The 17,466-nt window shown below is 67.5% G+C and carries 11 protein-coding genes and 2 pseudogenes; 7 read left to right on the forward strand and 6 right to left on the reverse strand.

Annotated features, from left to right (window positions below; all coding sequences use genetic code 11):
• Positions 1 to 40: 40 nt before the first annotated feature.
• A complete protein-coding gene (locus tag NRY95_22220; GenBank protein ID UYC16351.1) occupies positions 41 to 2,980 on the reverse strand; it encodes a TonB-dependent receptor in 2,940 nt (979 codons plus the stop codon).
• Between the two features lie 521 nt (positions 2,981 to 3,501).
• On the opposite strand from NRY95_22220, the pseudogene NRY95_22225 reads away from it, so the two are divergent.
• From NRY95_22225 to uxaC, 3 genes and pseudogenes are all read left to right on the forward strand, one after another.
• Positions 3,502 to 3,906, forward strand: a pseudogene (locus NRY95_22225) (MFS transporter).
• A 75-nt stretch (positions 3,907 to 3,981) separates the two neighbouring features.
• Entirely contained in the window at positions 3,982 to 4,956 is a 975-nt protein-coding gene (locus tag NRY95_22230; protein UYC16352.1) for an endo-1,4-beta-xylanase, read from the forward strand.
• Between the two features lie 49 nt (positions 4,957 to 5,005).
• Entirely contained in the window at positions 5,006 to 6,424 is a 1,419-nt protein-coding gene (gene uxaC, locus NRY95_22235) for a glucuronate isomerase (GenBank protein UYC18668.1), read from the forward strand.
• Positions 6,425 to 6,496: 72 nt separating this feature from the next.
• Here uxaC and NRY95_22240 read toward each other — a convergent pair.
• Together NRY95_22240 and NRY95_22245 are read right to left on the reverse strand one after the other, a co-directional pair.
• Positions 6,497 to 7,660, reverse strand: a pseudogene (locus NRY95_22240) (beta-lactamase family protein).
• A gap of 312 nt (positions 7,661 to 7,972) precedes the next feature.
• Positions 7,973 to 8,500 carry a porin family protein gene (locus NRY95_22245; GenBank protein UYC16353.1) on the reverse strand — a complete coding sequence of 176 codons (528 nt, stop codon included), beginning with the start codon at positions 8,498 to 8,500 and terminating at the stop codon, positions 7,973 to 7,975.
• Positions 8,501 to 8,844: 344 nt separating this feature from the next.
• On the opposite strand from NRY95_22245, the gene NRY95_22250 reads away from it, so the two are divergent.
• Positions 8,845 to 9,882, forward strand: a complete 1,038-nt coding sequence (locus NRY95_22250) for an SMP-30/gluconolactonase/LRE family protein (protein ID UYC16354.1) — start codon at positions 8,845 to 8,847, stop codon at positions 9,880 to 9,882.
• Between the two features lie 387 nt (positions 9,883 to 10,269).
• On the opposite strand, the gene NRY95_22255 is transcribed toward NRY95_22250, so the two are convergent.
• Positions 10,270 to 10,914: a TetR/AcrR family transcriptional regulator gene (locus NRY95_22255; protein ID UYC16355.1), complete on the reverse strand. Its 645-nt coding sequence runs from the start codon at positions 10,912 to 10,914 to the stop codon at positions 10,270 to 10,272.
• Positions 10,915 to 11,043: 129 nt separating this feature from the next.
• Here NRY95_22255 and NRY95_22260 point away from each other — a divergent pair, with 129 nt between their 5' ends.
• The 3 genes from NRY95_22260 (at position 11,044) to NRY95_22270 (ending at position 15,439) form a co-directional block, all read left to right on the forward strand.
• Positions 11,044 to 13,317: a TonB-dependent receptor gene (locus tag NRY95_22260; protein UYC16356.1), complete on the forward strand. Its 2,274-nt coding sequence runs from the start codon at positions 11,044 to 11,046 to the stop codon at positions 13,315 to 13,317.
• Positions 13,318 to 13,334: 17 nt separating this feature from the next.
• Entirely contained in the window at positions 13,335 to 14,240 is a 906-nt protein-coding gene (locus NRY95_22265; GenBank protein ID UYC16357.1) for a tyrosine-protein phosphatase, read from the forward strand.
• 284 nt (positions 14,241 to 14,524) lie between these two features.
• On the forward strand, positions 14,525 to 15,439 hold the full coding sequence (locus NRY95_22270; GenBank protein ID UYC18669.1) for a hypothetical protein: 915 nt from the start codon (positions 14,525 to 14,527) through the stop codon (positions 15,437 to 15,439).
• Between the two features lie 183 nt (positions 15,440 to 15,622).
• Here NRY95_22270 and NRY95_22275 read toward each other — a convergent pair whose 3' ends face one another.
• A complete protein-coding gene (locus NRY95_22275; protein UYC16358.1) occupies positions 15,623 to 17,173 on the reverse strand; it encodes a cryptochrome/photolyase family protein in 1,551 nt (516 codons plus the stop codon).
• 55 nt (positions 17,174 to 17,228) lie between these two features.
• On the reverse strand, positions 17,229 to 17,393 hold the full coding sequence (locus NRY95_22280; GenBank protein ID UYC16359.1) for a DUF2256 domain-containing protein: 165 nt from the start codon (positions 17,391 to 17,393) through the stop codon (positions 17,229 to 17,231).
• Positions 17,394 to 17,466: the final 73 nt, after the last annotated feature.

The following is a 17,466-nucleotide window of genomic DNA, read 5'->3' on the forward strand; positions in this document are numbered from 1 at the left end:
TGGCCCCGCATGGCGGGAGCCTCGCCTCCGGCAGGCAGGATCAGAACGAGCCGCGGATGCCGAGCATGATGGTGCGTCCGGGCTTGTACAGGTCGTAGGTGGCGTTGGGATACTGGAAGGTGGTGCGCAACGGTTCGTCGGTGAGGTTGGTGACGTTGAGGGTGATCTGCGGCGCCGACCGGATCCACGCCAGCGTGTAGCTGGCCGACAGGTCCAGCTGGCCGCGCGCATCGGCCATCAGCCGCGCGTCGGGAATGCCGTTCTGGTTGGCGCCGGAGATGATCATGTCGTCGTTCCAGGCGTAGGACAGGCGCACCGAGGCATTGTTCTTCTCCCAGTACACGGTGCCGTTCCACAGGTTCGGCGCCACGCCCACCGCCACCGCCTGGATGCCGTCGCCCTCGGATTCCTGCTTGACGTGGGTGTAGTTGAGGCTGAAGCCCAGGCCATCGAACAGGCGGTCCAGCGGCTGCACCCAGATCGCTTCCAGGCCGCGGATGTTGAGCGTGCCGTCGGCGTTGACCTGGGTCTGCACGTCCACGGTGGCCGCATTCGGCCCGCCGCGCTGGTCGATCGCGGCCTGCTGGGTCGCGGTCAGGTCGCTGTAGGGCACGCCCAGGTCCAGGAACGGGATGCGGCGCACGCCGTTGACGGTGAAGCCGTCGATGCGCTTGTCGAACAGGGTCAGGCCGACGAAGCCTTCGCCGCCGGTGTACCACTCGCCGCCGATGTCCACGTTGGTGGAGCGGTACGGCGCCAGGTTGGCATTGCCCTGGGTGGCGGTCTGCGCGGACGGGTCGCTGAAGTTGGTGTTGGGCAGCATCGCGCTGGGATCGGGCCGGGTCAGCGTGCGCGAGCCGGACAGGCGCAGCACCACGTTGTCGGCCACGTCCCAGGCCACGTTGAACGAGGGCAGCAGTTCGTTGTAGTCCGAGTTCAGCACCTGGTAGCGGCGCACCCCGCCGATGGTGACCGGGCCGCTGATGGTCTGGTCGGTGGTCACGTAGCGCACGCCGGCGTTGAAGCGCAGCGACCGGTTCCACACGTCGGTCTCGCCGTTGGCCTCGACGTAGAAGCCCCAGTTCTTTTCCAGGATGCCGCCGGTGGAGGCGCCGGTGTTGGCCGCGTTGGTCTCCGGCGCGTTGTCGCTCAGGCCGTAATAGCCGCTGTCGCGCAGGAAGCGGTCGAAGTCCACGGTGATGAAGCCGCCCGGGCCGGGCTTGAGGTACGACGCCAGCGCCGACTGCGGGATCAGCGAGCCGGCGCCGCCGGTGCAGGTGGCGGCGACGCCGCGGCAGACCAGGGTCTCCCACGCGGCGCTGTTGTCGAAGCCGCGGATATGGCGCTCGGCCTGATCGTAGGCGACGCCGACCTTGACGTTGCGCTGGTCTTCGCCGAACTGCAGGTCGGCGCGCGCGCCGCGGGTCTGGGTCTGGCGCTTCTCGTTGCTGATGTTGAGGCGGCCGCCGGTCCAGCTCCAGCCCAGGTTCGGATCGTCGAGGTCCAGCGGGCTACCGATCGACGGTTGATCGCCACCGGTGTTGCTGTAGTCCACGGTGGTGAACGGCGAGGTCACCAGGATGCTCGGCGACTGCCGGTACAGCCAGCTGCGCGTGGCATTGGCCTGCAAGTTGAGCTTGATGTCCTGGTTCGCGCCGAACAGCAGCTCGGCACCGGGATTGACGCTCCAGAACTTGACCTGTTCGCGGTACGGCCGCGCTTCCAGGAAATACTGGGCGTTGGTGAAGGTCGCATCGGTGACGACGCCGTTGTCGTCCACCTGCATGTCCAACGGAATCATGTTGCCGTTGCGCCCGATCAGATTCATGCTGGTGCGTTCGGTGGTGCGCTTGGCCTTGGAGAACAGCGTGTCCAGGTAGAAATGCGCGCTGTCGCTGGGTCGCCATTCCAGCGACATCACCGACGCATCGCGGTCGCGGTCGCCCTGCATCTGCACGCGGCGGCCCAGGCGCGGGATCAGCGCGTCGCTGATCTGCGCGATGCTCAGGCCGGGGTTGTGCGCCAGCAGCCAGGCGGCGTCGATGCTCTCTCCCGGGGTCAGTCCGGCGCCGGCGGTGACCGGCACGGTGTCGGGGATGCGCCAGTTGCCGCCGCCGTTGGCGTTGCACGCGGCCGGCTGGTTGGTCGATGGCGTGCCGGCCGGCGGGGTCAGGCCGCATTGCGCGTAGGTCAGGCCCGGATTGGTCCAGCCGATGCTTTCGAAGCCTTCCACGCCGAGCTTGCTGCGCACCGAGGCCACGCCGAACAGCGCGCCGAAGGTGCCGGCCTGGTTGGTCCAGCTGCCCATCAGCGCGCCGCGCGGCGTGGTCTTTTCGCTGGTGCTGTTCCAGTCGCCCTGCAGCTGGTAGGTCAGATGCGTGCCGGGACGATCGAACGGGCGCGCGCTGCGCATGTCGACCACGCCGGACACGCCGCCTTCGAGCATGCTCGCGGTCGGCGTCTTGCTTACCGTCAGCTGGGTGAAGAACTCGGTCGGGAACAGGTTGAGGTCGACCTCGCGGTTCTGGTTCTGCGCGTTGAGGCCGATCGAGGCGGTGGCGATGCTGGCGCCGTTGAGCGTGGTCTTGGTGAAGCTGGTGCCCAGGCCGCGGATGGCGATGTTCAGGCCTTCGCCATTGACGTCGCGCGAGAGCTGCACGCCGGGAATGCGGTTGAGCGACTCGGCGATGTTCATGTCCGGGAACTTGCCGATGTCCTCGGCGAACACGGTGTCGCTGAAGGTCACCGAATCGCGCTTGGCGTCGGTGGAGAACTGGATGCTGCGGCGGTAGCCGGACACGGTGACCGCATCCAGCTGCGTCACCGCATCGTCGCCGGCCGGCGCGGGCGATGGCGCCGCCTGCGCCGCAGGCGCTTGTGCCGGTGGCGTGGTTTGCGCCCAGGCGGCGCCCGCGGCCATGCCGAGCAATGCCGTGGCCAGTGCACGAGACAACGTGGTGCGCGCGTAACTGTTCTTCACCGTGATCCTCCCAAAAAACAGGCGACCTGCGGCTCCGTGAGCGCGACGCGGAGCGACCAGCCGACGAATTGCCCGAGTGACGGAAAAGCGTGCAGCGACTTCGATGCCCGTGCCTGGGCCGTGGCCGCGGATGTTAGCGCTACCAAGATGGCTGTCACGCTGCACGGCAACATAAACCCGGCAGCACCGCTACACATTGCGGAACGCCTGCGCCCGGGTACGGTGGCGGGGCGCCACGCATCGGATGGCGCCATCGCGTTTCGTGCTGCTGTGCACGATGTGTCGCCTGCGGCGGCGCGCCAATGATGGCGCTACCAAACGGCGGCAGCCGCCGCGCCCGTGGGATCGAAGCGTATGCACCGAGCCGGGAACAACGCAGATGGCGTGTTGCACCGCAATATCCGACAGCGTCACACAGGCAGCGCCGCATGCCGACGCCGGCAACTGCAGCACAGCGCGCACTTCGAGCCCGCCATGCCGGTGCCGCGGCCATGAGCCGTCGCCGGGCGCCGATGCCAACGGCCCGCGGCCGGAGCGTCAACCGCGCACGCACGACCCCGATGCTGATCTGCGCGCTGGCGGTGGTGCCGATCGTGTTCGCCGCACGCGCCGCCAACCTGTGGCTGGCGCTGGGATTGGTCGGCCTGGCCACGGCCGCGCACCCGGGCTGGTCGGCGAACCTGTTCACCCTGCCCTCGGACATGTTCCCGCGCCACGCGCTGGCCGCCGTGGTCGGCATCGGCGGCTTCGCCGGCGCGATCGGCGGCATGCCGATCGCCACCTTCATCGGCTTGCTGCTCGAGGCCACCGGCAGTCGTGTTCCGGTGTCGCCGATGACCGGCTCGGCCTACCTGCTGGCGCTGGCGCTGGTGCAATGGCTGGCGCCGCGGCTGCAGCCGGCGCAACTGCAGGAAGATGCGCGATGATGGCGCCGCGCGCGGCCGCGGCCGGTGCTCCCAGCGCCACGCCTGCGCACCGCCACACGGATCGGAGAGACCGCAATGAAGACCGCACCGCTGGTCTCGCTCGCGCTGCTGCTGTCGCTGGCCACTGCCACGCCTGCCGCGCCGCTGGCCGCCGGCAAGCAGAAGTTCCTCGGCAACGCCTACGGCCCACAGCAGGCCCAGGATTTCCTGCGCGACTGGAACAAGCTCACGCCTGAGAACGCCGGCAAGTGGGGCAGCGTGGAGGCGGTGCGCGACCGCATGGACTGGAGCGCGCTGGACCAGGCCTATCGCGTGGCCAAGGACAACCGCCTGCCGTTCCAGATGCACGTGCTGGTGTGGGGCCACCAGCAGCCGGAATGGATCAAGACGCTGCCGCCGGCCGAGCAACGCGCCGAGATCGAACAATGGTTCGCCGCGGTGGCGCAGCGCTATCCGGACATCGATCTGCTGGAAGTGGTCAACGAACCGCTCAACGATCCGCCCGGCAAGGACGACAGCGGCGGCGGCAACTACCTGCAGGCGCTGGGCGGCGACGGCGCCAGCGGCTGGGAGTGGGTGCTGCAATCGTTTCGCCTGGCGCGCCAGCACTTCCCGCATGCCACGCTGATGATCAACGACTACAACATCACCAACAATGCCGACCACACGCGCCGCTACCTGCAGATCGTCCAGCTGCTGCAGCGCGAGCGGTTGATCGATGCGATCGGCGTGCAGGAACATGCGTTCGAAACCGGGCCCGACGTGCCGATGGCCGTGCACCGCGCCAACCTCGACACGCTGGCCGCGACCGGCCTGCCGCTCTACGTCACCGAATTCGACCTGGACGGGCCCAGCGATGCGCAGCAACTGGCCGACTACCAGCGCGTGTTCCCGTTGTTCTGGGAACACCCCGCGGTACGCGGGGTGACCCTGTGGGGCGTGCGCCGCGGCCTGTGGCGCGACAAGGAAGGCGCCTATCTGATCCGCGACGACGGCAGCGAGCGCCCGGCGCTGCGCTGGCTGCGCGCCTACGTCGCGAGCAAGCCCTAGCGCGACGATCGCGTCCGACCCACACCCCTGCCCGATGCCGACCATGCCCCTGTCTTCCCCCGCCCTGTCCCTGCATCCCGACCGCCTGCTGCCACCGGAGCCGGGCATGCGCGCGATCGCGCGCCGCCTGTACGCGCAGGTCGCCGCGCTGCCCATCGTCAGCCCACACGGGCATACCGACCCGGCCTGGTTCGCCACGGACGCGCCGTTCGCCAACGCCACCGAATTGCTGCTGGTGCCCGACCACTACCTGTTCCGCATGCTCTACAGCCAGGGCGTGGACCTGGACGCGCTGGGCATCCCGCGCGCCGACGGCAGCCGCGCCGCGGTGGACCCGCGCGCGGCCTGGCGCGTGTTCGCCGAGCGCTTCCAGCTGCTGCGCGGCACGCCGTCGGCGTTATGGCTGAACCACGTCTTCCACGACGTGTTCGGCCTGCGCGTGCGGCTGGACGCGGCCAGCGCCGATCTGTACTACGACCGTATCGGCGAGGCGCTGCAGACGCCGGCGTTCCGGCCGCGCGCGCTGTTCGAGCGCTTCGGCATCGAAGTGATCGCCACCACCGAGTCGCCGCTGGACCCGCTGCGGCACCACGCCACGATCCGCGCCAGCGGCTGGAACGGGCGGGTGCTCACCGCCTACCGCCCCGACGCGGTGATCGACCCGGAACACGAGCAGTTCCCCGATGCGTTGCGCCGTTTCGGCGAGCTGACCGGCGAGGACGTGGATGCATGGGACGGCTACCTGCGCGCGCATCGCCGGCGGCGTGCGTTCTTCGCGCAGATGGGCGCCACCTCCACCGACCATGGCCACCCCAGCGCGGCCACCGCCGACCTGCCTGCGGCCGCCGCGGCGCGGCTGTTCGCGCGCGTGCGCGGCGGCGGCGCCAGCGCCGAGGACGCCGAACTGTTCCGCGCGCAGATGCTGACCGAGATGGCGGCGATGAGCGTGGACGACGGCCTGGTGATGCAGCTGCACCCGGGCTGTTTCCGCAACCACAACCGCGCCCTGTTCGCGCGCTACGGCCGCGACAAGGGCGCCGACCTGCCGCAGCGCACCGACTACGTGCACGCGCTCAAGCCGCTGCTGGACCGCTTCGGCAACACGCCGGGCTTCACCCTGATCCTGTTCACCCTGGACGAGAGCACCTACGCGCGCGAACTGGCGCCGCTGGCCGGCCACTACCCGGCGCTGCTGCTCGGCCCGGCGTGGTGGTTCCATGACGCGCCGGAAGGCATGTGGCGTTTCCGCGAGCAGACCCTGGCCAGCGCCGGCTTCTACAACACGGTCGGCTTCAACGACGACACCCGCGCGTTCCTGTCGATCCCGGCGCGGCACGACGTCGCGCGCCGCGTCGATTGCGCGTTCCTGGCCAAGCTCGTCGCCGAGCATCGCCTCTACGAGGACGAAGCGGCCGAGGTCGCGCTCGACCTGGCCTATCGCTTGCCGAAGCGGGCCTACAAGTTGTGAGGCCTGCGGCACGCGGTGTCGCAACGCGGCCGGCGCGCGCGCCGCATCCCGCAATCGCTCGGCGGACGCCGCTCAACGAACGAACGGCATGTCCCCGTACTCCCACGTCCACGGCGCGCCGGTCTTGCCCATTGCGAAGTCGACCAGGGCCGGGAACGCGCGCTCGGCGCGCACATCGTTCGACAGGAGGACCACGCAGCGTTGGTAGCGCCTGGCGCAGACCAGCAGATTGCCGGTGCTGTCGTTGTGTCCGCCCTTCAGGAACGCGGCGCCTTGCGGTCCGCGGAACGCCACCACGCCCGGGCCGGCGGCGAGATCGGCGCGCCGGCGCTCGGGCGGGAGTTCGTCCTGCAGCGTCGGAAACTGCGAGGCGGTGGTGATCGGCAGCTGCGGCGCGGTCAGCGCCGACGCGCTCCGCGGCGCGAGCCCCTTGCCCGCCAGATAGCCTGCGGCGAACCGGGCCATGTCGGCGATCGTCGTGTCCATCGAGCCGGCCGCGCGCACCGTGCTGCGCGGATCGTGCGCTTCCACGCTGCCGTCCTCGGTCCATCCATCGGCCAGGTTGGCCGCGAAGTCCGGCCGCCAGGTCATGCTGGTGCGCTGCATGCCGAACCGGTCGAACACACGGCGCTGCATTTCCTGGCCCACATCCAGGCCCAGGCCGCGCTCGAGCACGAACTGCAGCAGGATCATGCCTTCGCCGGAATAGGCATAGCGGCTGCCCGGAGCGAAATGCAGGCGCAACTTGCCGTCCGCCTCCACGAACGCGAAGTTGGCCAAGCCCGCGCTGTGCGTGAGCAGCATGCGCGCGGTCAGCGTGCGCCAGCGCGGGTCGCCGGCGCGGTCCGCCCATGGGCCGTACCTGGGATCGGCGGGGTAGTCGGGAAGCGGCCTGTCCAGCTAGTCGGCGATCGGGCGATCCAGGTCAAGCCCCCCCTGCTCGGCCAGCTGCATGGCCATGTAGGCGAACGCCATCTTGGTCAGCGATGCGCCATACATCACGGTGTCCGGCTGCAATGGAGCGCCGGCGGCATTGCGCTTGCCATAGGCGCGCACATGCACGATCCGCCCGTGCTCGATCACCGCCAGCGCGATGCCGTTGGCATGCGTGGCGGCCAGCGCACGGGCCACTTCCGCATCCAACGCCGAGGCATTGGGCAACCGCGTCGGATGCGGATCCGATGCCAGCGCGAGCAAGGACCACACGGCCAGCAGAACGGCAGCATATCGATGCATGCGCATGGCCTTTTCCTCGTCAGTTCGTCATGGCTGCACGATAGGGCGGCGTGTGCCGCAAGACAGCGCCATCAAGCCAGGGTGACTAGCAGGCTATGTGGCAGGCGTGGCCGCTCGCGGTGCGAGCGTGGCGATGGCCCGGAGGGAGCAGCCAGTATCGCGCAGCCGCCAGCGTGGAGACACGGCGCACTGAAGCGCGAAGGCCGCGACAAGCCCCTCTCCCATCGGGAGACGGGTTGGGGAGAGGGTCCGGCGCGAAGCGACTCGCGGCGTCCGGGTAAACGCGCCTTCTCCCGTAACCCGCAGAACGCGCTACTGGAAATGGTAGTTGGCGCCGATGGAGACGAACCAATCACCGTATGGTGGCGTGCCGGCGACGTTGTCATGCCATTGATAGCGGGTGTCCACTCGCAGGTCGACGTTGGCGGCGACCGCCGTGGTGAAGCCCACGCCGCCGCGCAGCAACAGGTTGTTGAACGCACTGTGCGCCGGCAGTCCCCCTTCATAGACATCGCCTACCCCGAGGGTGACGTAGGGCGAGAACGCGTGCGCGCGTGCAAGGAAATACAGGGCGTCGGCGACGATATTGGCCTGGTCGTCCTTTGCGCCGAAGTCGGCGTATTGCCCGCTCAACTCGACGTTCCAATGGTCGTCGAGCACCTTGCCGACCACCGCACCGACCGCCCAGCCGTTGTTCTCGGTGCGATGGCTGTCGTTGACGGTGTAGCTCGCGGTGAGCCCGGCATACCAGTCCCGGTCGACGGACTGGGCGCATGCGGACGTACCGCTGACCGCGAAGACGAATACGGCGGCGAATGCCTGGACGGGATTGAGTTGCATGGACCTTGGGTTCCGAAGGAGTCGATCGTGGTTGACGGCCGGGGACCGGCGATCCGCCGCACGGCGCCGTCAGGCCGCTGTGCGCGCCCGGTCGTGCGTGCGACGGGATCGGACGCGCCGCACGCAGGCCCGGTTCTTGGTCCCGTCTCGCCAGGCGCCACGCGATCGACCTTACGGCCGGCCTTGCGCGCGCGTCGGTCATTCGCTTGGCGAATGCGGCCATCCATCGCACCGGGCCCCATGCCGGCGCACCGGCGCAGGCAAGCGAAGACCGGCACCCGCAGGTGAAGAGCCCTCGCGCGCAGCTGGCATCATTGAACGGACATCAAGCCCAGGAACCTCCGATGCCGCGCCTGCCCCGTCTCCTGCTCGCCGCCTCCGTCGTCGCGCTGCTGGCCTGTTGCGCGAAGAGCCAGGCGCCCGCGCCGCGCTTCCCCGTGATCGGCCATGTCACTGCATTCGATCCCGCGTTCAGCGACACGGTGGCCGCGGACGCGCGCGTCGAGCGCATCGCCGAAGGCTTCACCTGGTCCGAAGGTCCCACCTGGGTGCGCGACGGCGGCTACCTGCTGTTCAACGACGTGCCGCAGAACACCATGTACCGCTGGTCCGAGCGCGACGGCCTTTCGGTATTCCTCAAGCCCTCCGGCTATGCCGGCCCGCCGCTGGATGCCCTGCGCGAGGCCGGCGCCAATGGCATGCACGCCGAACCGTCCGGCAGCGTGCTGCTCGCCGATTCGGGCACGCGCGCCGTGGCCCGGCTCGATCCAGCCACGCGGCGCAAGACGATCCTGGCCAGCGCCTACGACGGCCACCGCCTCAACAGCCCCAACGACCTAGTGCGGCGCAGCGACGGCGTGGTGTTCTTCACCGACCCGCCGTACGGCCTGAAGGACGGCGACAACTCCCCGGTCAAGGAACTGCGCTACAACGGCGTCTACCGGCTGGACCCCGACGGCAGCGTGCACCTGCTCGACGACAGCCTGAGCCTGCCCAACGGCATCGCCCTGTCGCCGGACGAACGCACCCTGTACGTGGCCAACTCCGACCCGGCGCGGCCGATCTGGACCGCCTACACGCTCGACGCGCGCGGCAACGTCACCGGCAAACGCCTCTTCGCCGATGCCTCCGACATCGTCGGCGACGCCAACCCCGGCCTGCCGGACGGCATGGCGGTGGCCAGCGACGGCCGCCTGTACGCCACCGGCCCCGGCGGCGTGCTCGTGTTCGCACCCGACGGCCGCCGCCTGGGCCGCATCGAAACCGGCGGCCCTGTCTCCAACTGCGCCTTCGGCGACGACGGCCGCACGCTGTACATGACCTCGCACAAGATCCTGGCGCGGGTGCGGGTGAAGGCGACGGGGTTGGGGTTTGCGCCGTAGCGCTGGGTTAAAACACGCTGTTCGACTGGATCAAGGCTTGTTGGGCCTATCGAAAGGATGGCTCCCTTTACGAAATGGCAAATCTGGAACAGATATGTATTGAACTCTTCTCCTGGGAACCATAGACACTAAGTGGACTGGGGGTTCCCGGTCGGCGTCATAGCCTCGGGGCGATCACCGGGGCTTTTCGCTGTCCGGAGGCGGGACGATGTTCAGGCATCCGCCTTCGTGATTGATTACCGGCCTCCCCTGCAGAAGAATTTGCGCTGCAGCCCATCGCATGCACGATCGGGCCGTCCCGGTCCAAGCACCGACCGGCCGATGCGACACACCGGCTGCGATGCGCGGTTCTTCAGGGGCGGCGCCTCCCAATCCCGCGTTGTCGCCTTAACCGTCCACCAAGCTTGAAATCGCACTGATCAGCACCGGCCGAAGACGCTCCGCCGACAGGTCCGGATCGCGTGCGGAGCGCATCGCCAGGCCTTCCACCAGCATGCGAAACAGCAGGATGCGGCGCGCGATTTCCGCTTCGTCCGAGGAATGGCCGCGTGCGCTGTCGTGCTTGCGCAGCCAGTCGGCGATGGCGTTATTGGTCTGCCTGTCGTGCCGACGCAAGACCTCGGCCACCACTGGATCGCGCTGCGCCTCTGCGGTGATTTCGGCATACAGCGCGACATTGGCGATGGCATTGCCACCGGTCTCCAAGGTCTCCCCGCGCGCCCACACCTGATAGCAACGCAGCAGCCCTTCGGCCACATCCGGCACCGCCGGCATCTGGGCGATCGCATGCGTGTCGTGGTCAAGCTGCCGTTCGATCAGCGCCAGGATCAGCGCCCGCTTGTTGGCGAAGTAGCGATACATCAATCCCTGGCTGATGTCGGCTTCGGTGGCGATGTCGTTGATCGACCCGGCATGGAACCCACGGGCGATGAAACAGCGCTGCGCCGCGTCAAGGATGCGTTGCCGCTGCGCGTCCGCGTGAGCGGTGGCCGCCTCTTCGGCAGGGGCAGCGGAAATGGGATGAACCGTCATTGCGCGCCGCGGATTGCGTCTGGTTGGACGGCGATTGTACTCCACACAAAACTGAATGAATGGTCATTCACTCGTCATTTTGCGCGCACAGACTGCGCCGTTCCTTTACCCCGGCAGATGAAAAGCCCTATGCGTCCCGCCCCGCTGCACCGTCAACTGCTCGCCCTTGCCATCGCCGCTGTCCTGCCTGGCGGCACCGCCTTGGCCAGTGACGCCGACACCGACACCACCCCACGCGATGTGGTTGCCCTGGACGAAGTCGTCGTCACCGCGCAAAAGCGCACGACCAATCTGCAGAAAACGCCGATCTCGGTGTCCGTCGTGGACGCGGAGGCCTTGAAGGACCGCAGCGCGATCTCGATCGGCAGCCTGTCCGATGGCTCGATCCCGTCGCTGCGGGTGACGCCGTTCGCCACCCGCAGTTCCGCGCTGAACATCGGCATCCGCGGCATCGGCGCCGCCAGCGACGCCAACCAGCCGGCGCGCGATGCCGGCATCGGCGTCTACGTCGATGGTGTGTTCATGGGCCGCGCACAGGGCCTGGGCAGCATGCTGTACGACGTGGAGCGCATCGAAGTGCTGAAGGGGCCGCAGGGCACCCTGTTCGGCCGCAACACCGAAGGTGGCGCGCTCAGCATCATTACCAAACGGCCCACAGGAGAGTTCGGCGGCAACGTCAGCGCCGGCGTCTCCAACTACAACGGCTACAACACCGGCCTGCACCTGAACCTGCCCAAGGTGGGCGACGTCAGCTTCAAGATCGACGCGGTGCAGGCCAAGCGCAATGGCACCGCCGACAACCCCATGCGCGGCGAGCGCGACTTCAACAGCTACGACAAGCGCGGCGCACGCTTGAGCGCGCTATGGCAGCCAAGCGACGACTTCTCCGCGCTGTATGCGTTCGACCGCTCCTACGACGCCACCACGCCGTACTACACGCAGCTGCTGGTGCCGGGCCCGTACGCAAGCGCCCTGCAGAAGGCCGGGGCCAGTCTGAATCGGCGCGATTCGTCGATCCTGGGTGGCCCGCAGGAAGACAGCATCGGCCGTACCAGCGGCCACCTGCTCGATCTCAGCTGGACCCTCAGCGACACCCTGGAACTGAAGTCCATCAGCTCCTACCGCGAGCTTACCCAAGGCCAGTTCGACATGGGCCTGGTCGATGCGATCTCCGCCTATGGCGGCGCGAACACCGCCTTCGGCCGTTACAGCCTCGCCAAGGTCTACCAGCACCAGTACAGCCAGGAGTTCCAGCTGATCGGCAACACCTCGCAGCTCCAGTACCTGGCGGGCGCCTTCTACTATCACGAAACCGCTGGCGACAACGCGCAGACCCCGAATATGCTGCTGTGGGGACCGGGGGGCACCAGCTACACGCTCAACCCCGCCACCAATCCGCTGAACCTGGCCAACGTGCGTATCGATCGCGCCAGCAAGGCGTGGACCGACAGCCTGGGCCTGTTCGGCCAGGCCACCTGGACGCCCGCCGAGCTCGAACGTCTGCACCTCACCGCCGGCGGTCGCTACACGCACGACCACAAGAAAGGCAGCCTGTACATCGTCAACGGCCTGGCCACCAGCCTCGCCTTCGACGACGCCTGGGGACGCTTCGACCCGATGGTCAACATCGCCTACGACCTGAACGACAGCGTGATGGCGTATGCCAAATACAGCACCGGCTTCAAGGCCGGTGGCGCCAACTCGCGTTCCACCACCTATACCGCCTTCGGCCCGGAAGAAGTGATTGCCTACGAACTCGGCTTGAAATCGCAGTTCTGGGACAACCGCGCGCGCCTGAACCTGGCGCTGTTCGATTCGAAAATCGAACACAAGCAGATGGACTTCTCCCTGCCCTTCGACCCGATTAGCGGCCAGACCCGCACCACCGTGGTGACCACCAACGCGCTCAGCAACGGCACCTCGCGCGGTGCCGAGCTGGAGTTCAACCTGATGCCGGTGGACAACCTCACCATCGGCTTGAACTACGCCTACACCCGAATCGATCCGCAGACCGCGCTCGATCCGTTCGGCGCAGGAGTGCAGGTCACCGTCAAGCCATTGCTGGCGCCCAAGAACGCCGGCAGCCTGTCGCTGGATTATCTGCTGCCGTTCGCCAACTTCGCCGCGCTCAAGTTCCACCTGGACGGCAACTGGTCCGATGGCTACTACACCAGCGAATACGACCAGATGCTCACCGACAGCTCCTTCATCGTGAACGCCCGCGCGGCACTGATCGACCTGCCGCTGAACAGCACCGGCTCCACCCTCGCCGTCTCGCTGTGGGCGCGCAACCTGCTGGACGAACAACACCTGTTCTACAGGATCAGCAGCGCCGCCCTGGGCCAGAGCGGCATCTTCAACGATCCGCGCACCTATGGCCTGGACGTCACCGTCAACTTCTGAATTCCCTGGAGCCTTATATGAAGCACTACCGTACAGAACTCGTCCTCGCCATGGTCCTGAGCCTGCCGCTGCTCGCCGGCAGCCCCGTCGCGTTCGCGCACGCGCCGGCCACCGGGACCACGACCGCCACCGCGCCCACCGCCAACGTGCAACCCGACGCCGACGACGCACAGCGGGTCATTGTCCTGCAGGGCGCGTGGAACGCCCGCAGCCTCGCCGGCCTGCGAGGCAGCCATGGCCCTGTCCCGGCCAACGCCTTCGTGCGCACCGCGGACCTGGGCCAAGTGACCAACGCCGACCGCGACGCCCTGGCCGCCGCTGGCGTCACGCTGGATATCGACCTGCGTACTGCCGACGAAGAAGCGCATTCGCCGGACCTGCTGGCCACCGACCCTCGTTTTGCCTACCAGCGCATCTCGCTGATGGGCACCGAGAGGATGGACCTGCAGCAGATGCTGATGGCCTTTCCGGACACGCTGGGCGCGGCCTATGTGCAGTGGATGGACCATAACCAGTCGCAGTTCAAGCAGGTCTTCCAGCGCATCGCCGCCCAGCGCGACGGCACCGTGCTGTTCCACTGCAGCGCCGGCAAGGACCGCACCGGCGTCATCACCGCGCTGCTGCTCGACCTGGCCGGCATCTCCCGCGCGGACATCACGCACAACTATGCGATCTCCGCCCATTATCTCGAGGGCCAGCCCAAGGACGCGGCAATGAACGCGCAGATCATGGAGCTGATCAAGCAGCACCCGGAAGTCGGCGGGAAGATGGCCGGCTTGACCGGTACCGCGCCGGAGAACATGGAGATGTTCCTGTCCACATTGCACCAGCAGTATGGCGGTGCCGAGGGCTATCTGAAGGCGATCGGCGTCAGCGCGGCGGAAATCGCGCAACTCAAGCTGCGGCTTGGACAAGCCGGCTAAAACAACCGCCCCGACGGTCGGGGCGGCTGCTTCGTCCGCACGGCCAGCGCATCGACGCCCTGGCCGCGCTCGACAAGCCAGCTGCGGGGCTGCCGAACGCCTTGCGCTTGCGGCAACCGGCCTGCATTTGCTGTTCGCGGTATAGCCGCTCCACACGCCTGTGGTTGTTGGCCCCGCGTTTGTTGCCTTCACCAGCGTAACGCTTGACCCATGCCATGGAACAACGGCTGATGTAAGGTCTCATTCCAATGGCGCGCGCAGTTATGGGCGATGGAAGGCATAGGATTCATATGAAACATTGGCATGTGCTTTTTGTCTCGCTGGTTGTCGCTAGCGTCGCTCCGGCCGGTGCCGCTGATGCCCCAAGTCTCGATGCAGCCCTCCAGGCCTACGACGCGAAGGACTACGGGAAGTGCGCCGACACCCTGGCCGCGATCGACCAAGCACCTGCAGGGCTGCCGAGCGGCATGGATCTCTTCTACATCGAGTGCTTGTCCGCTGCCGGAAGAACGGATGCCGCGTTTGCTGTCCTCGACAAGCAGCTGCCGCAGGGACGAGTCGATGTGGAGGATCTGAAGCACAAGGACCGCCCAGGCCTCAACAAACTTCGCACTGCCTCCGGTTGGGCAACGATGCTGGCCAAGGCCGAGCGGCTCGATGCCGCACGCCGGGCGCGTATCGACCAGCCGCTGCGCCGGGAGTTGCTGGCACGCGTGGAGAAGGACCAGGCCGTCAGGCAGAAGGCCATTGCTGACGGCAACACTGCCGAAGCGTGGCAGCGGACGGTGCCGGTGGACCGGGACAACACCACCTGGTTGAAGAAGGTGGTGGCGGAAAAAGGATGGCCCACCAGGTCCATGGTCGGCGAAGACGGTTCCAAGGCCGCCTTCCTGATCGCCCAGCACGCCACGCTCGACCCTGGCTTCCAGGAGCAGGTTCTGGCGCAGATGCAGGCAGCGCTCGAGCAGAAGGAGGCCGACCCTGCCGATTTCGCGCTGCTCAAGGATCGCGTGCTGTTACACCAAGGCAAGCCGCAACTCTATGGAACCCAGTTCGGAACGGATCCGGACGGAACGATGTTCCTGGACACCACCCAGGATCTGGACGGCCTGGATGCGCGTCGCCAGGCGATGGGGCTGCCGCCGATTGCCGACTACAAGAAAACCCTGTCCAAGCTCTATCACGCGAAGGTGCGGTGAACCGCTTGGTGCGCAGCCTAGACAACCACGCCAGGCGACTTCAACCCTCGGCTGGCCACTCGCGAAAGTTCACGCACACCGTCCTCTTGTCCAGCATTGCACATAGCAGGAACTGACGATCAGCAAATCCGCGGCAATCAAAGCGCTTACTTTGTCTCTGTGGCTTGCCGACTCTCTCAGCCGCTATAACGTCTCAAGCCGCGCCCGCACCCACCCGGCATGCTCACGCAACCCCTGCAGTTGCGCCCCCTCCATCTTGCCAAGCTGCCGATACACCATCCCCAGCCGTTGATTCTGGCCAAGCGTCGCCTGGTGGCGAGCGAAGAAATCCCAGTACAGCGCGTTGTACGGACAGGCGCGTTCGCCGGTTTTCTGCTTCTTGTGGTAGTGGCAGCCCTGACAGTAGTCGCTCATGCGGTCGATGTAGGCGGCGCTGCTGGCGTAGGGCTTGGTGGCCAGCAAGCCGCCGTCGGCGAACTGGCTCATGCCCACGGTGTTGGGCAGCTCCACCCACTCGAAGGCGTCAATGTACACGCCCAGGTACCAGCGGTGCACGGCGGCCGGGTCCAGGCCGGCCAGCAGGGCGAAGTTGCCGATGACCATGAGCCGTTGGATGTGGTGGGCGTAGGCCTCGTCCAGCGATTGGCCGATGGCGTGGCGCAGGCAGCGCATGCGCGTGTCGCCGGTCCAGAACCAGCCGGGTAGCGGCGTGTGCTGGTCGAGCGCGTTGCGTTGGGCATAGCCAGGCATGTGCGCCCAGTAGATGCCGCGCACGTACTCGCGCCAGCCCAGGATCTGCCGAATGAAACCCTCCACCGCCGCCAGCGGCGCGGCGCCGGCGTCGTAGGCGGCCTGCGCGCGTTCCACCACTTCGTGCGGGCGCAGCATCTTGGTGTTGAGCGCGAACGACAGCTGCGAGTGGAACAGGCGCGGGCTGCGCGTGCTCATCGCGTCCTCGTAGCGGCCGAACTGCGGCAGCGCGCTGGCGATGAAGTGATCGAGCCAGGCCAGCGCCTCGCCGCGGTTGAGCGGCCAGCGCAGCTGGCTGGCCTGCGGCTGGCCGAAGCTGGCCACGCCGGCGGCCTGGATGGTGGACCACAGTGCGCTGTGATCGTGCGTAGGGCGCGCATCCGGCGGCGGCGGTGGCGTCCCGGGCCAGGGCTGGCGGTTGTCGTGATCGTAGTTCCACTGGCCGCCCTCGGGCGCGCCGGTGGCGTCGACCAGCACATGATGGCGCTGGCGCATGCGCCGGTAGAAGTGCTCCATCAGCCACTGCTTGCGCCCGCGAAACAGCTCGGCCAGCTCGGTGCGCGTGGTGTAGAAATGCGCGCTGTCCACCGCCTGGGTGGCAAACGGCTGCGCGGCGCACCATTGCCGCAGTTGCGCGTCCAGCCGCCATTCGTCCGGGTCCTGGTACTCCAGGCGCTGCGCGCGGTAGTGCGCCATCAGCGCGGCCAGGTTGTCGGGGATGGACTGTCGGTTGCTGACGTCGTCGATGGCGACATAGCGCACGCGGTACCCGGCTGCGCGCAGCTGCCGGGCGAAATCGCGCATGGCAGCGAAGAGGGCCAGGATCTTCTGCGCGTGGTGCAGGACGTAGTCGGTTTCCTGGCGGACTTCCATCAGCACGTAGACCACGCCGGAATCGCACACGTCGAACCACGCGTGGTCGGGATTGAGCTGGTCGCCCAGGACCAGGCGCAGGGTGTGGGTCTGGGACAACGTGTGGTTCATGCAGGGTGCCGGGCGAGCAGTCGCACAGGATGAAGGAATCGCAGCGCCGCGCGACTCATTGAACCGCCGGAGCGCGTACGCGCTTGCGCTCGCCGCGGCAGCGATCGGAACAGTACTTCACCTCATCCCAGACCTTCTCCCACTTCTTGCGCCAGCGGAACGGCCGGGCGCAGTGCAGGCAGCGCTTCTCTGGCAGGTCGTGCTTCTTGCGCGTCGCCATATGCGCTCAGATCCGATTACGCGTACGTGAGGTGTCCGCATCGGCCAGGCACGCCGCCGGCATATGCCGCAAA

Origin of the sequence: Xanthomonas campestris pv. phormiicola, assembly GCA_025666215.1 — a bacterium.
GTDB lineage: Bacteria > Pseudomonadota > Gammaproteobacteria > Xanthomonadales > Xanthomonadaceae > Xanthomonas_A > Xanthomonas_A campestris_A.

What these genes read in the sequence shown, in the direction of transcription:
- NRY95_22280 (UYC16359.1), bottom strand. Translation starts at nt 17,393, where the DNA reads ATGGCGACGCGCAAGAAGCACGACCTGCCAGAGAAGCGCTGCCTGCAC.
- NRY95_22255 (UYC16355.1), bottom strand. Translation starts at nt 10,914, where the DNA reads ATGACGGTTCATCCCATTTCCGCTGCCCCTGCCGAAGAGGCGGCCACC.
- NRY95_22230 (UYC16352.1), top strand. Translation starts at nt 3,982, where the DNA reads ATGAAGACCGCACCGCTGGTCTCGCTCGCGCTGCTGCTGTCGCTGGCC.
- NRY95_22275 (UYC16358.1), bottom strand. Translation starts at nt 17,173, where the DNA reads ATGAACCACACGTTGTCCCAGACCCACACCCTGCGCCTGGTCCTGGGC.
- NRY95_22250 (UYC16354.1), top strand. Translation starts at nt 8,845, where the DNA reads ATGCCGCGCCTGCCCCGTCTCCTGCTCGCCGCCTCCGTCGTCGCGCTG.
- NRY95_22245 (UYC16353.1), bottom strand. Translation starts at nt 8,500, where the DNA reads ATGCAACTCAATCCCGTCCAGGCATTCGCCGCCGTATTCGTCTTCGCG.
- NRY95_22260 (UYC16356.1), top strand. Translation starts at nt 11,044, where the DNA reads ATGCGTCCCGCCCCGCTGCACCGTCAACTGCTCGCCCTTGCCATCGCC.
- NRY95_22265 (UYC16357.1), top strand. Translation starts at nt 13,335, where the DNA reads ATGAAGCACTACCGTACAGAACTCGTCCTCGCCATGGTCCTGAGCCTG.